This is a genomic window from Flavobacterium daemonense, from assembly GCF_007341385.1.
Taxonomy (GTDB): domain Bacteria; phylum Bacteroidota; class Bacteroidia; order Flavobacteriales; family Flavobacteriaceae; genus Flavobacterium; species Flavobacterium daemonense.
Genome location: NZ_VJYD01000006.1, coordinates 256,182 through 270,208, shown reverse-complemented (window position 1 = coordinate 270,208; position 14,027 = coordinate 256,182). Strand labels below are relative to the sequence as shown.

The window sequence follows — 14,027 nt, the reverse complement described above, 5'->3', positions numbered from 1 at the left end:
ATCGTGTTTTTGCAGTAATAAAAAACCAAACCTTTTATGAAAAAGATTTGGTTTTATCATAGAAATCGGAATGACAAGATTGAGAACTATGTGTTAGAAACTAGTTTCTCTTTAAGACTCTTTTTTTAGGTTTCAAAAGCTATGTTTCTATGTGTTTAAAAAACAATCTCAAAACTTAAATAATTAGAATTTGGGCGTGTCCCTCCGGGTCGGGCTTTCGGCTAAATTCCCGATTAACAAAAACTACGGCCAAAAAGCCTTGTTTTTCTAAATCGGGAGATACCGCCTAAATCCCTCACGCATCCATTTTCAAAAGAAACAATCCTATAAAAATGAAAAAAATATTCATCATCAACGGAAGTCAAAATTTCGCACATTCAGGCGGAAAATTCAACGAAACAGTAACCAATTGGACAATCGAGTACTTAAAAAGTAAAAACTACGAAATAAAAACAACCGATATCAAACAAGATTTTGATTTAGACGAAGAAGTAGAAAAATTCGTTTGGGCAGATGTTGTAGTGTATCACACACCGGTTTGGTGGTTTCAATTACCTAATCTTTTCAAAAAATACATCGACGACGTTTTCACAGCCGGACACAACAAAGGAATCTACAAAAGCGACGGAAGAAGCCGAGTAAATCCGGATATAAACTACGGAACCGGTGGACAATTACACGGACGCAAATACATGCTAACCACAAGTTGGAATGCACCTGCAACAGCTTTCACACTTCCTGGTGAGTTTTTTGAAGAAACATCTGTAGATGACGGACCGATGTTTGGTTTCCATAAAATGAATAAATTTGTAGGTATGGAAAAACTAAACGGTTTCCATTTTCACGACGTTGAAAAAGGTGCAACTGCCGAAAACATTGTCATCTTTGAGAAAAACTACAAAAATCATTTAGAAGAAATTTTTAAAACTTTATAAGCATGATATCGATCACCGCAATCATTAAAAGCAAAAAAGAAAATATTGAAGAAATCAAAAACATGATTCAAAATCTGGTTACACAAACCAGAAAAGAAGATGCCTGTATTCGCTACGACCTTCACAATACTGAAAATGTTTTTATAATTTGGGAAGAATGGAAAGACCAACCCGGACTAGATATTCACAATAATCAGCCTTATTTAGTTGATTTTATCTCAAAAAGTGAAGCTTTATTAGCTGCTCCCGTTCAGGTTTATAAAACGATTCAAATTTTATAAAAAGTTATTAGCCACTAATTACACAAATTTGCACTAATTTTTATTCTGCAAGTAAAAAAAATAATTCGTGAAAATTTGTGTGATTTGTAGCTATAAAATTATTCAGAAAAAGATTAAATTGCCATTTCTTTATCCAATAAAATATGAGTCAATATCATCTTGCCGAAATTAATATTGCAAAAATGAAAGGCGTCGACATCAACGATCCTATCATGAAAGAATTTGTAGACAATTTAGATCTTGTAAACACCTTAGCCGAAAATAGCGAAGGATTTGTCTGGCGTTTAAAAGACGACAGTTACAATGCCACAAACTTAAACCCGTATAACGACGAGCAGATTATTGTTAATGTTTCGGTTTGGGAAAACATTGAAACACTGGAACATTATATGTACAAAACTTTTCACAGCGAGTTTTTAAAACGTCGAAAAGAATGGTTTCAAAAATTCGGAAAAGCGCACACCGCCATGTGGTGGATTCCAAAAGGACATATTCCAACGCTTGAAGAAGCTGTTGAAAAATTAGATTACCTGCAACAAAACGGAGCCTCAGAACTTGTTTTTGATTTAAGAACCAAATTTCCGGCTCCTAAACAAACCGCATAGTTTTTTTTTGTTTGCCACGAATTTCACGAATTTTCACGAATAAAATTAGTGCAAATTCGTGTAATTGCTTCGCCTGTTCGCTATCGCTCGGGTCGTGGCAGAAAAAAATTTTATTTAGTTCCGCCAAAAGCGCCGAAACACATATTTTTATGCAAAATTTCGACGCTCTTGAAACCTACTTTTTTCATCAAATCCAATTGGTAATTCATTGATCTTGGCGTATCTTCTTTGGCTATGTAATCAAATACATTTTGACGATATTCCGCCCCTCCTATTCCTTCTAAATATTCTCCGTAACGTTGCCAAGTGTATTCGTTCAATAATTCCGTGTCTTGTGTAATCAAATCCGAAATCATAAAACAACCGCCAGGTTTCAATAATTTGAATATTTTCTCGAAAGTTGTTTCCCAATCTTGGTCATCTCTCAAGTGGTGCAAAACCGCTCCAGCTAAAATAATATCAAACTGATTTTCCGGCAAATCGACTTCGCGAATATCTCCTTGCTTAATTTCCACTTTTCCGTTTGTTTCTGCCGAAACTCTTTCAAAAGCTTTATTCAACATCGGCAAACTCAAATCGACCAAAGTGCAGTTTAAATTTGGCAATTTAGACAACATCATTAAAGTATAATTTCCTGCACCACAGCCAATATCCAAAACATGCGTCGCATTCGGAACAATTCGTTTTGACGCTTCTGTAATTAATTCTAAAGAAATTTTAGCGTCAATAGTAGACAACTGTCCTGTTTCTAAATTCGAAAATCGTTCGACATCCTTGTCAAATCGTTCCTTGATTTCTTCAATAGTTGATTTTTTCATAGTTCTTGTTTTTTATACTCTCGCTCCCGATAGCTATCGGGATAGCAGATTTAGGGGATCTTTTTGCTATTATTGATCGGAATATTGTGATTAAGAATAAAAATAATTTTAATTAATCTGTAATCTGCCCTATCTGCATAATCTGCGAGAGAATTGTTTTTATTTTTAAAAATTAAAAGTTTTTGTTATCAATTATTCGTTACAATTCTCACTTTTAACGTTTCACTTCTAACATTTAACTCAAAATCAAAACTATCGCTTTCATAAATACTTTAAAAATACTATTTTTATCAATTAATAATACTTTAAAAGTATCATGGAATTACGTCACCTAAAATATTTTTTGGCTGTAGCCGAAGAACTCAACTTTACCAAAGCATCAGAAAAACTTTTTATTTCACAGCCGCCTTTAAGTCGGCAAATTGCTGAATTGGAAGAAGAACTACAAGCAAAACTCTTCATCAGAAACAATAAAAAAGTAGCACTAACCGAAGCCGGAAAATATTTTGAAAAAGAAGTCAAAACTCTTTTTCAGGATTTGGAACGCATTTCGCTAAAAACAAAAAAGATCGCAGAGAATGTGTCGGGAGAATTTAGGATTGCTTACATAAGTTCTATACATTCTGCAACAATTTCAGAATTGATAAAACATTTAAAATTACAATTTCCTTATGTCAATTTCAAGCTTTTTGAAGTTTCAACAAGCAAGCAAATCGACGCTTTAGAACAAGGAAAAATCGAAATGGGAATTATTCGTTCCCCTATAAAATCCCCTAAAATAAAATCGGATTTATGGTTTCAGGATGGATTTTCAATTGTTTTCAATAAAAAGAATATTCAGCTAAAATCTGAAAAAGAGATTTTGAATTTAAAAGATGAAACATTCGTTTTCTTTAACAAAGATTATGCACCGCATTATCATGAAGTTTTACTGGAACTTTGTGCTTTTTACGGCTTTGAGCCAAAGATTATCCACGAAGCTAACAATATCAATTCCATTGTGCAATTAGTCAAAAATGGGTTGGGAATTTCGATTGTTCCTTCAAATATTGCAAAAAACAATCACGATCCGGAAATTGGTTTTATCGAATTGAAGAAAGTCAATTTACGTACAGATGTTTCCATTATAACTTCAAAAGAAGATGATTCTGAAATCACTAAAACTGCTGTTGATTTTTTATTGAAGAAGAGTGGTTCACGCTAAGTTTTGTGGTGAAATTAATCTCGCAAAGACGCGAAGTCGCAAAGTTTTTTTAGCCACAGATTAAAAGATTAAGAGGATTTCTCCTCATTTTTGTCATTTCGACGAAGTAGAAATCTTCACGAGAAGCTCTACAAAGATTGGACTTTCGTTACGGAGTTACTTGCGAAGATTTCTCCTCCGTCGAAATGACAAAAATGAGAGAAAACTTTGCGCCTTCGCGTCTTTGCGAGATTAATCCAAAAGCAATTCGTGAATTCATGGCTTTAACTAAAATTCGTTACAATTTAGTACAGAAATCCATATTATAAAAAGAGAACTTTTAAATACCTTAGCACATCATAATTCTACAAAATAAAACTACTATAAAAATGGCTGAACAATCTTCAATTCAGTGTCCAAACTGCGGAACTCCAATCGATGTCAATGATGTTTTAAAACATCAATTGGAAGACAGCATCCGTAAAGAATTTCAACAAAAAGCGACTATTCAAAATAAAGAATTAGAGCTTAGAAACGAACAATTGGACAAAGCCAAAGCAGAATTTGAAGCCAAAAAGAAGCAGGAAAACGAGCTTTTTGCCGAACGTTTGGAACGTGAAAGAAAAATTGCGGAAAAAGAAATTTCTGAAAAACTGAAAACCAAACTTGACGAAGAAAACAAAGACCGTTTGCTTTTGATGGAAAAAGAACTCTCTGAAAAATCGGAAAAAATCAGGGAATTAAATAAAATGGAAGGGGAAATCGCCAAGTTACAGCGTGAAAAACTGGAAATGAAAGAAGCGATTCAAGCCGAAGCAGAAAAACAATTGAATGCACAATTGACCTTGGAACGTGAAAAAATCAGAAAACAGGAAGACGATAAAAACGAGCTAAAATTTAAAGAACTTCAAAAGCAATTAGAAGAACAGAAAAAATTAACCGAAGAAATGAAACGCAAGCAGGAACAAGGTTCTATGCAATTGCAAGGCGAAGTAATGGAATTGGCGATTGAAGAATGGCTTGCCAACAATTTTCCTCTTGACAGTATTGATGAAGTTAAAAAAGGCGCTAATGGCGCAGATTGTCTTCAAATTGTAAATACTCGCGAACATCAAAATTGCGGTTCCATTTATTACGAAAGCAAACGTACAAAAGCTTTTCAGCCATCATGGATTGAGAAATTCAAAAATGATATCAGAATCAAAAGGGCCAACATTGGCGTTTTGGTTACCGAAGTAATGCCAAATGGAATGGACCGAATGGGAATGCGCGACGGAATCTGGATTTGTACTTATGAAGAATTTAAAGGCTTGAGTGCTGTTTTGCGTCAATCTTTGATTCAGATCAATCAAGCCGTTCAAGCACAGGAAAACAAAGGCGATAAAATGTCGATGTTGTATGATTTCCTTACCAGCAATGAATTCCGTTTGCAGATTGAAGGAATTGTAGAAGGTTTTACACAAATGCAAAGCGATTTGGATTCTGAAAAAAGAGCGATGCAACGAATCTGGAAACAACGCGAAAAACAAATCGAAAAAGTAGTTCATAATACTTTAGGAATGTACGGTTCTATTAGAGGTATTGCCGGAAATGCGGTTCAAAGTGTAAAAGCTTTGGAATTGGATTTTATTGAAGGTGATGATGCTGAAGAGGAAGAAACTAAGGAATTGGAATAACTGTGTAATGGCACGCGGATGACGCGGATTCAACACAAACTTGTCATTTCGACGGAGGAGAAATCTTCGCAAGTAACCCCGTGCAGAGATTCCAATCTTTGTGGAGCTTCTCGTGGAGATTTCTCCTCCGTCGAAATGACAAAAATGTACTAAAACGCAAAAAAACTCAATCCACTTTCTTAAAAACCAACAATTTCCCAGAAGGATTCGAAAGCGTCAACCTATTATTTTCAATAGAATACGTAGTTGTACTTTGCAATGCTTTTGTAAATTCACTTTCCTTATTTCCTGTTGCGCAAGCCATAAGAGTTGAAATCACTTTTGTAAATCGCAATACATCTTTTTCATAAAAAATTTGTCCGCTGATTCCGTTACAGCCTCCGTAACCCGAAAATCTGTTTTCTGATGAATTGATTTCGATTCGAGGAAATTCCTTTTGAAAATCGGTTGCAAAAACTTTATAGCCGTTCAGTTCTTCCAAAACCCAAATATCATGCAAGCGATAATCAGTATTATATTTACCGCAGCCTTCGAGTTTTTTCGTCTCTAAATCTACATTATTTTTGATTTCAACTTTCGCACTATATGGCGAAATTACACCAGACATTGAATCCTGACAATCCAATTGTTGAATCGTAATTGTCGCCGACGAAGTTTCATTGCTCACTTTATACATTTTCACATTAGCGTCTATTGCCTTTATAGCTTCGACTGATGGAAAAACAAGTTTTTCTTTTCCGGGAATTAAAGATGTAAAAACAATATTTTCCTTTCCCATTCTTATTGCCCAAAACGGCTCATTTCCAGTTGCTTTAAAATAATATCTCATCTCATCTTCCTGAGCGCCATATTCTGAGGTATTATGTGTATTCGAAGTTTTATCGGCTGCAGATTTACAGCTTGCTAACAAAAAAAGTAAAAGCAAAAATGACAATAAATTTTTCATAACGTTTTATTTTGAAGATCATTTTAACAAAATACAAGTAAAATTCTTATGAATTTACGACTTTTTTCTGAATTACTTATTTAGAATCTTTTCAAATTTATCTTTTTTATAAGATATCAGATCTCACAAAAACCTTTACTACGTAACAGTTTACGACAAAATACGTAACCTAAGTCCGCTAAAAGAATTAAAAAATCAAATATATACGTATTTTTATAAGTATAAATACTTATATTTGCGTAGTAATACTTAATTAAAGAAATCATGATTAAAGTAATAGTAGTTGGAAACGGCATGGTTGGTTATAAATTTTGCGAAAAATTCATTGCAAAATCAGGACAAGAAAAGTATCAAATTACGGTATTTGGCGAAGAGCCAAGACGAGCTTATGATCGCGTACATTTAAGCGAGTACTTTGGAGGAAAAACAGCTGATGATTTATCATTATCGACAACCGAATGGTACGCAGAAAACAATATTATTTTAAATACATCTGAGTTAATTACTGATATTAATCGCGATGCAAAAACGATTCACACACACCTAAACAAAACACATACGTACGACTACTTAGTTTTGGCAACAGGTTCTTCAGCTTTTGTACCGCCAATTGAAGGTGTCGAAAAAGAAGGTGTTTTTGTGTACAGAACCATTGAAGATCTGGACGCTATTATGGCCTACGCCAAAAAAATAAAAATAAAAGGCGCGACCGAAGCAGCCGTTTTAGGAGGCGGATTATTAGGTCTTGAAGCAGCAAAAGCAGTTAGAGATTTAGGTTTGAATCCGCATGTAGTGGAATTTGCGCCACGCTTGATGCCGAGACAGTTGGATCAAGGCGCAAGCGATATGTTGCAAGCTAAAATCGAAGAACTAAATATTGGAATTCATCTAAACAAAGCGACACAATATATTGACGGAAAGGAAAGTATAACGGGAATGATGTTTGCGAATGAAGAATTGTTAAAAGTTGATATGTTGGTTATATCGGCCGGAATCAAACCTCGCGACGAACTGGCAAGAGTTTCAGGACTTGAAGTGGGCGTAAGAGGCGGTATTGTGGTAAACAATCAAATGCAGACATCAGATCCTTCTATTTATGCGATTGGCGAAGCAGCTCTTTACAATCAAAACATTTACGGACTTGTTGCGCCAGGCTACGAAATGGCCGATGTTGCTGCCGAGCAAATTTTAAATGGCGATAAAATAATGAGAGAAACTATCGATATGTCGACACAATTAAAATTAATTGGTGTTGAAGTAGCGAGTTTTGGCGATCCTTTTATCGAAAACGAAAATGTAACGGCTATTATTTATGAGAATAAACTAAGCGGTATTTACAAAAGAATTAATGTTACCAAAGATTCTAAAACCCTTTTAGGCGGAATTTTAGTCGGAGATTCTAGCGATTACAATTCGCTTTTCCAGATTTATAATAACGGAATGGCTTTGCCTAAAAATCCGGAAGATTTAATTTTAGGTTCTCGTGATGGCTCTGAAGGTTCAAGTTTAGGAAGCGTAATGGATTTGCCAGATACAGCCGTAATTTGCTCTTGCGAAAATGTGACCAAAGGCGCCATTTGCTGTAAAATTTTAGACGAAAGCTGTTCTTCATTATCAGATGTTGTCAAAGCTACAAAAGCAACTTCTGGTTGCGGAGGCTGTAAACCAATGGTTTCTGATTTGGTAAAAGCGACTCAAAAATCGCTTGGAAAAGAAGTAAAAGAAGTAATCTGCGAACATTTCAATTATAATCGCCAAGAATTATTTGATTTGGTAAAAATCAATAAATACGAGAATTTCTATGATGTTTTGGATCATCATGGAAAAGGCGATGGCTGCGAAATTTGCAAACCGGTTGTTGCTTCTATTTTCTCTAGTATTTATAACGATACAGCAAATAAACACGTTACGACTCAAGATACAAACGATAGATTTTTGGCTAATATTCAGCGAAACGGAACTTATTCTGTGGTTCCAAGAGTTGCCGGAGGCGAAATTACAGCAGAGAAATTAATCGTAATTGGCGAAGTAGCAAAACAATTTGATTTGTACACAAAAATAACTGGAGCACAGAGAGTTGATTTATTCGGCGCGCATTTAAGTGACTTGCCGAAAATCTGGAAAATATTAATCGATAATGGTTTTGAAAGTGGCCATGCCTACGGAAAATCGCTTCGTGCTGTAAAAAGCTGTGTTGGAAATGCTTGGTGCCGTTACGGAATGGACGATAGCGCCGGATTTGCCATCGAACTGGAAAATAGATATAAAGGAATTCGTTCTCCGCATAAATTAAAAGGTGGTGTTTCGGCTTGCATTCGCGAATGCGCTGAAGCCCGCGGAAAAGATTTCGGATTAATTGCCGTTGAAGGCGGCTGGAATTTATACATCGCAGGAAATGGTGGAGCGAATCCAAAACACGCTGTTTTATTGGCCGAAAAAATCGATAAAGAAACAGTAATAAAATACATGGACAGATTCTTAATGTATTACATCCGAACCGCTGGACCACTGATTCGAACTTCTACTTGGTTAGAGAAATTAGATGGAGGCTTAGAGTATTTAAAAGAAGTAATTATCGAAGACAGTCTAGGAATCTGCGAAACATTAGAAGCCGAAATGCAAACTCTAGTCAACACTTTTGAATGCGAATGGAAACAAGTTCTTGAAAAACCAAGATTATTAAAACGTTTCAATCACTTTATAAACTCAGACGAAAAAGACGATAACGCCGTTTTTGTTCCGCTAAGAGATCAAAAAATGCCGAAAGCTTGGTCGTAACTTGAAACATAAATTTTTAAACACATAGAGACATAGATTTTAAAAACTTAATAAAGGCGTTTCACTTGCATTAACAAACATAGATAGCTATGTTTTAGAAACTAGTTTCTTTTAATTTTCTATTTCTCAAACAAAAAACAAAAAAATCTATGTTCCTATGTGTTTAAAATAACAGCTACAGATTAAAGGATTAAAAAGATTAAAAAAATCAACTAAATCTGCCAAATCTGCGGGAGAAAAAAAAAGCTCCAAAAAAAAAAGAAAAAAAATCATTAAACGTTTGCTGTCCTCTTACCCTCTTTTTTACTGCGCCATCAAATCTCTCTTGATTGTAAAAAGAGGGCTAAGAAACAGGAAATCAAAACTTAATCAAAATGGAAGAAATCTTAAATCAATACGAAACAGTTCATGCGAGCGATGCAACAATTTGGTTCAAAGCAGGTAAAGTAGAAGATTTTCCAACCAACCGAGGCGGATGCATCAAATACAAAAACAAGCAAATCGCAATTTTCAATTTCACACGTCGCAACGAGTGGTACGCTTGTCAAAACGCCTGCCCACATAAAATGGAAATGGTGCTTTCAAGAGGAATGACAGGCTCTGCCGATGATATTCCAAAAATTGCCTGCCCAATGCATAAAAAGACTTTTTCACTTGTTGATGGTTCGAACTTAAACGGCGAAGACTATAGCATCGCAACCTACCCAATTAAGATTGTTGAAGACGAAGTTTTTGTTGGGTTTGTTGATTGATTTCACACAATCTTGTCATTTCGACGAAGGAGAAATCACACTCGAAACTCCGTATAGAATGTCGCCAATCTTTGTCGACTCCCGAGTGTGATTTCTCCTTCGTCGAAATGACAAAGCTGACCTCATACTCTTGACGATGCAGATTAAATCCCAAAAATCCTTTAATCTGTGGCAAAAAACAAAAACATAATTCGTGCTAATTCGTGAAATTCGTGGCGAAAAAAAACTTAATTCCGTATCTTTGAAATTCTATTATCAAACCAAAAAATGACTACACCTTTTCAAAAAGCAAGCGAATGGATTGATGCTGAAAATGCTCAAGACCCAAATATTGAAATCGACCAAAACCAAGAATATCCAAAAGAGTTATTATATTCAAACAGGATGTACGAAAGATTGATGCAATTTGAACCAAACGCATCCGAGGAAATCCAGATCGCATCAAAAGCACAACACATCTGCCGATGGAAAGTTGCCCGCGAATCCTACCCAATGGATCGTGTTGGTTATTTGAGATGGAGAGAAGAATTGAAAAAATTCCACGCAAAAACAACCGCCGAAATTCTGGAAAAAGCAGGTTATGATCAGACTTTTATTGATCGAGTTTCATTTTTAATTGAAAAAAAACTGCTTAAAAAAGATCACGAAACACAATTATTGGAAGATGTAATTTGTTTAGTGTTTTTAGAATATTATTTAGATCCTTTCGTACACAAACATGATGAGGAAAAACTAAAAAATATCATCAAAAAAACCTGGGATAAAATGTCGGATAAAGGGCATCAAGAAGCCTTAAAAATCAATTATTCTCCCGAAAATCTTAATCTTATAAAAGCTTCTCTAGGACTGTAAAATAGTATGAAAAAAAGCAATCAGGAAGAAGACAAAATCACTTTCAAAAATTTACGACGTCTGTATTTTTTTGCACTTCTTACTATTGCGTTGACTATAATTGTCAGTCAGTTTTTAGTACAATACAATCTTAATCAGCAGTTAAGCGATTCAAAAATCATCAATTTTTCGGGAAAACAACGAATGTTGAGCCAGAAAATCGTAAAAGAAGTTCTGATTCTGCATTATGTTTCTGATACCGTTTCTACAAAACAAATTTCACATTTAGAGGAAGTTTTATCACTTTGGAAGAAAAACCAAAACGCACTTGAAAATGGCAGCGACAGTCTGGCTTTTCCAAAAGAAAAATCAGAAACAATTTCTAAATTATATCTTGAGATCAATCCGATATTCAATAAAATTGCCCAAACAACCAACTCATTTTTACTGAATTTAAAGCAGAAAAAAAGAACCGCTGAAAACCAAAAATTCGTAAACATTATTTTAGAAAACGAAGGCATTTTCCTTTCTAAAATGAATCAGATTGTAACGCAATATGATCTCGAAGCACACGAAAAAGTAACCGAACAACGCCGAATCGAATACTGGATTTTCGGATTCACACTTTTGATTCTTGTTTTAGAATTCTTCTTCATTTTCAGACCTACAAACAAAAAAATCGAAAGATTAATTATAAGACTTTTATCTTCAGAAAAGAAAGCTTTAAAGCTCGCATACGACACTGAAATCCTTAGCGAAATCAAAGAAAATTCGGTTAAAGAATTAAAATCGCTCAATTACGCAATGGAAAATACACTACTCTATTGCCGAATTACGCCTGATGGTTCGATTATTCATATTGGTGAAAAATTTGCCAAACTTCTTAATTACACCAAGTTTTCATCCAATAAAAAATTCTCAGAAGTTTTAACTGTTGACGAAAAAGAGCAAACCAATTTCGACAGACTAATATTCGAAAAACAAAGAAGTGGCTGGCAAGGCGAAATTAAAATCCTAACTAAAGAAAATACAGAGATTTGGCTGGATTTATCAATGGTTCCGGTTATGATCAAAAAAGACGAATTGGAACTTTTAATCGTTTGTTTCAACATTACTGAACGCAAAAAAGCACAGCGCGAAGTCGAACGTTTAAACCTTGAAAACACAACCGAAAAAATCAATCAGCAAAAGATTATTTCGAGCAAAATCGTCGAAAATCAGGAAAACGAACAAAACCGAATCGCCAAAGAAATTCACGACGGAATTGGCCAGATGCTTACAGGATTAAAGTTCAGTTTAGAAAGTATCAATCTGGATGACAAAGAAAAATCGGAACAAAAAATTGAGTATTTAAAGAAACTTTCACTAGACATTATAAAAGGTGTCCGCACGGCAACTTTCAACCTAATGCCACCAGAATTAAGCGATCACGGTATCGTTTCTTCTTTAGCAAAACTAACACAAGAACTTTCAAAACTTACTGGAAAAGAAATCCTTTTTTATAACAAAACCGATTTTGATCAACGTCTTGATTCCTTAATCGAAATCAATATTTACCGCTTAACGCAGGAAGCCATCAACAACGCCATAAAATACGCCGAATCGTCGCATATTATTGTGCAACTTTCTCATAGTGAAACTCTTTTAAGCATCATTATAGACGATAACGGAAAAGGTTTTGACATTAATTCGGTCGACAAAAAACGTAACAGCGAATCCGGAATGGGATTATTATTTATGAAAGAAAGAATCCAATACATCAACGGACGCGTTTTTATGAATTCAATTCCGGGCGAGGGAACTAGAGTTACGTTTAATATTCCCATTCTTAAATGAGATAATTTGATAATTACTTAAAGTCGCGTAAAAAATTATTTAATTGCCACATTGACTAATTATCTAATTACTTTGGGCGAGCCAGTATTAGAAAAAGTGGGCAATTTAACTTTGTCTATATACGCCCACTTTCCCTAATACTGTCGGGCTATCCGGGCTACTTCGGTAGCTTCCTCCTATCCCTCTCGCGGGTAATCGTTTTCAGAAGAACATTTCAGTACTGTTTGTCATCTCGACGAAGGAGAGATCACACAAGAAACTCCGCAATCTAAATCACCAATCTTTGTCGAATCCCGCGTGTGATTCTTCGTTCCTCAGAATGACAAACTTTGCGCGTAGAAAACTTTGACAAAGTTGACCGCAATCTTGTCATTTCGACGAAGGAGACTCGAGCGATAGCGAACAGGCGAAGCAAATCTTCGCAAGAAACTCCGCAATCTAAATCACCAATCTTTGTCGAGCTACTTGCGAAGATTTCTCCTTCGTCGAAATGACAAACTAGATGTAAAGACTTCATCAAAAAACCACACAAAAAAAATAACCGATTAACAACCTTATTTTCACATTCCTCCATTATCTAATTGCCACATTTTCTAATTATCTAATTAAAAAACTCAAAAATTACGTATATTAGCGTCTTCTTTATAGATGAATATACGTAAAAACCGAGAATCTAAATTAAGTAAATTATGAGTAATATCATTCGTGTAGTATTGGCAGATGACCATGTTTTTGTTCGAGACGGAATCAAATCTTTGCTGGAAAACGAAGCAAACATTGAGGTTGTGGGCGAAGCGATCGACGGTGCTGATGCGCTTGATGTTGTTGCCGACACTAAACCCGACTTACTTATAGCCGATATTCGTATGCCAAACCTAACCGGCATAGAACTAGTAGAAAAACTTAGAAGCGAAAGCAACGATATAAAAATCATTATGCTTTCAATGCACGAATCAGAAGAATATGTATTGAAATCTATTAAAGCCGGCGCCGATGGTTACTTGCTGAAAGGATCTTCTAAAGAAGAATTCTTAAAAGCGCTTCACACTGTTTCTGGCGGTGGGAAGTATTTCAGCGGAGATATTTCTTCGATCTTGATTAGTCATTTGACAAATCCAGCAAATTCATTAGAACCGAAGCAAAACTTGAGCGAAGAAATGATGATCACCAAAAGAGAAAAAGAAATCCTAACTCTTTTGTTATCCGGAAAAGGAAATAAAGAAATCGCCGAAGCACTTGACATCAGTAAACGAACTGCCGAAGTGCATCGTTTTAACTTGATGAAAAAACTGAAAGTAAAAAACTTAATGGAACTTTCTAACAAAGCTGCTGAGTATTCTTTAATCTAAAATAATTACATATAAATACGTAATTATTTTCATAAAA

General features: G+C 35.1%; 12 protein-coding genes. 10 read left to right on the top strand and 2 right to left on the bottom strand.

Going from position 1 to position 14,027, the window contains the following annotated elements:
• Positions 1-332 precede the first annotated feature (332 nt).
• The 3 genes from FND99_RS10410 (at position 333) to FND99_RS10400 (ending at position 1,821) form a co-directional block, all read left to right on the top strand.
• On the top strand, positions 333-935 hold the full coding sequence (locus tag FND99_RS10410) for an NAD(P)H-dependent oxidoreductase (RefSeq protein ID WP_144337928.1): 603 nt from the start codon (positions 333-335) through the stop codon (positions 933-935).
• A gap of 2 nt (positions 936-937) precedes the next feature.
• On the top strand, positions 938-1,216 hold the full coding sequence (locus FND99_RS10405) for a putative quinol monooxygenase (protein ID WP_144337927.1): 279 nt from the start codon (positions 938-940) through the stop codon (positions 1,214-1,216).
• Between the two features lie 143 nt (positions 1,217-1,359).
• Positions 1,360-1,821: a DUF3291 domain-containing protein gene (locus FND99_RS10400; protein ID WP_144337926.1), complete on the top strand. Its 462-nt coding sequence runs from the start codon at positions 1,360-1,362 to the stop codon at positions 1,819-1,821.
• Positions 1,822-1,931: 110 nt separating this feature from the next.
• Here the strand turns inward: FND99_RS10400 and FND99_RS10395 are convergent, their stop codons facing one another.
• Positions 1,932-2,639 carry a class I SAM-dependent methyltransferase gene (locus tag FND99_RS10395; RefSeq protein ID WP_144337925.1) on the bottom strand — a complete coding sequence of 236 codons (708 nt, stop codon included), beginning with the start codon at positions 2,637-2,639 and terminating at the stop codon, positions 1,932-1,934.
• Between the two features lie 316 nt (positions 2,640-2,955).
• Between FND99_RS10395 and FND99_RS10390 the strand changes: the two genes are divergently transcribed.
• The gene (locus FND99_RS10390; RefSeq protein WP_144337924.1) at positions 2,956-3,843 is read left to right on the top strand and encodes a LysR family transcriptional regulator; all 888 of its coding nucleotides are present in this window, start codon (positions 2,956-2,958) and stop codon (positions 3,841-3,843) included.
• A 368-nt stretch (positions 3,844-4,211) separates the two neighbouring features.
• A complete protein-coding gene (locus tag FND99_RS10385; RefSeq protein WP_144337923.1) occupies positions 4,212-5,498 on the top strand; it encodes a DUF2130 domain-containing protein in 1,287 nt (428 codons plus the stop codon).
• A 166-nt stretch (positions 5,499-5,664) separates the two neighbouring features.
• Here FND99_RS10385 and FND99_RS10380 read toward each other — a convergent pair whose 3' ends face one another.
• On the bottom strand, positions 5,665-6,444 hold the full coding sequence (locus FND99_RS10380; protein ID WP_144337922.1) for an META domain-containing protein: 780 nt from the start codon (positions 6,442-6,444) through the stop codon (positions 5,665-5,667).
• Positions 6,445-6,708: 264 nt separating this feature from the next.
• Here FND99_RS10380 and nirB point away from each other — a divergent pair, with 264 nt between their 5' ends.
• The 5 genes from nirB (at position 6,709) to FND99_RS10355 (ending at position 13,990) form a co-directional block, all read left to right on the top strand.
• On the top strand, positions 6,709-9,222 hold the full coding sequence (nirB, locus tag FND99_RS10375) for a nitrite reductase large subunit NirB (RefSeq protein WP_144337921.1): 2,514 nt from the start codon (positions 6,709-6,711) through the stop codon (positions 9,220-9,222).
• Between the two features lie 374 nt (positions 9,223-9,596).
• Positions 9,597-9,974 carry a nitrite reductase small subunit NirD gene (gene nirD, locus FND99_RS10370; protein ID WP_144337920.1) on the top strand — a complete coding sequence of 126 codons (378 nt, stop codon included), beginning with the start codon at positions 9,597-9,599 and terminating at the stop codon, positions 9,972-9,974.
• Between the two features lie 267 nt (positions 9,975-10,241).
• Positions 10,242-10,826 carry a DUF4202 domain-containing protein gene (locus FND99_RS10365; RefSeq protein WP_144337919.1) on the top strand — a complete coding sequence of 195 codons (585 nt, stop codon included), beginning with the start codon at positions 10,242-10,244 and terminating at the stop codon, positions 10,824-10,826.
• Between the two features lie 6 nt (positions 10,827-10,832).
• On the top strand, positions 10,833-12,641 hold the full coding sequence (locus FND99_RS10360) for a PAS domain-containing sensor histidine kinase (RefSeq protein WP_144337918.1): 1,809 nt from the start codon (positions 10,833-10,835) through the stop codon (positions 12,639-12,641).
• 689 nt (positions 12,642-13,330) lie between these two features.
• Positions 13,331-13,990, top strand: a complete 660-nt coding sequence (locus FND99_RS10355) for a response regulator transcription factor (protein ID WP_144337917.1) — start codon at positions 13,331-13,333, stop codon at positions 13,988-13,990.
• Positions 13,991-14,027: the final 37 nt, after the last annotated feature.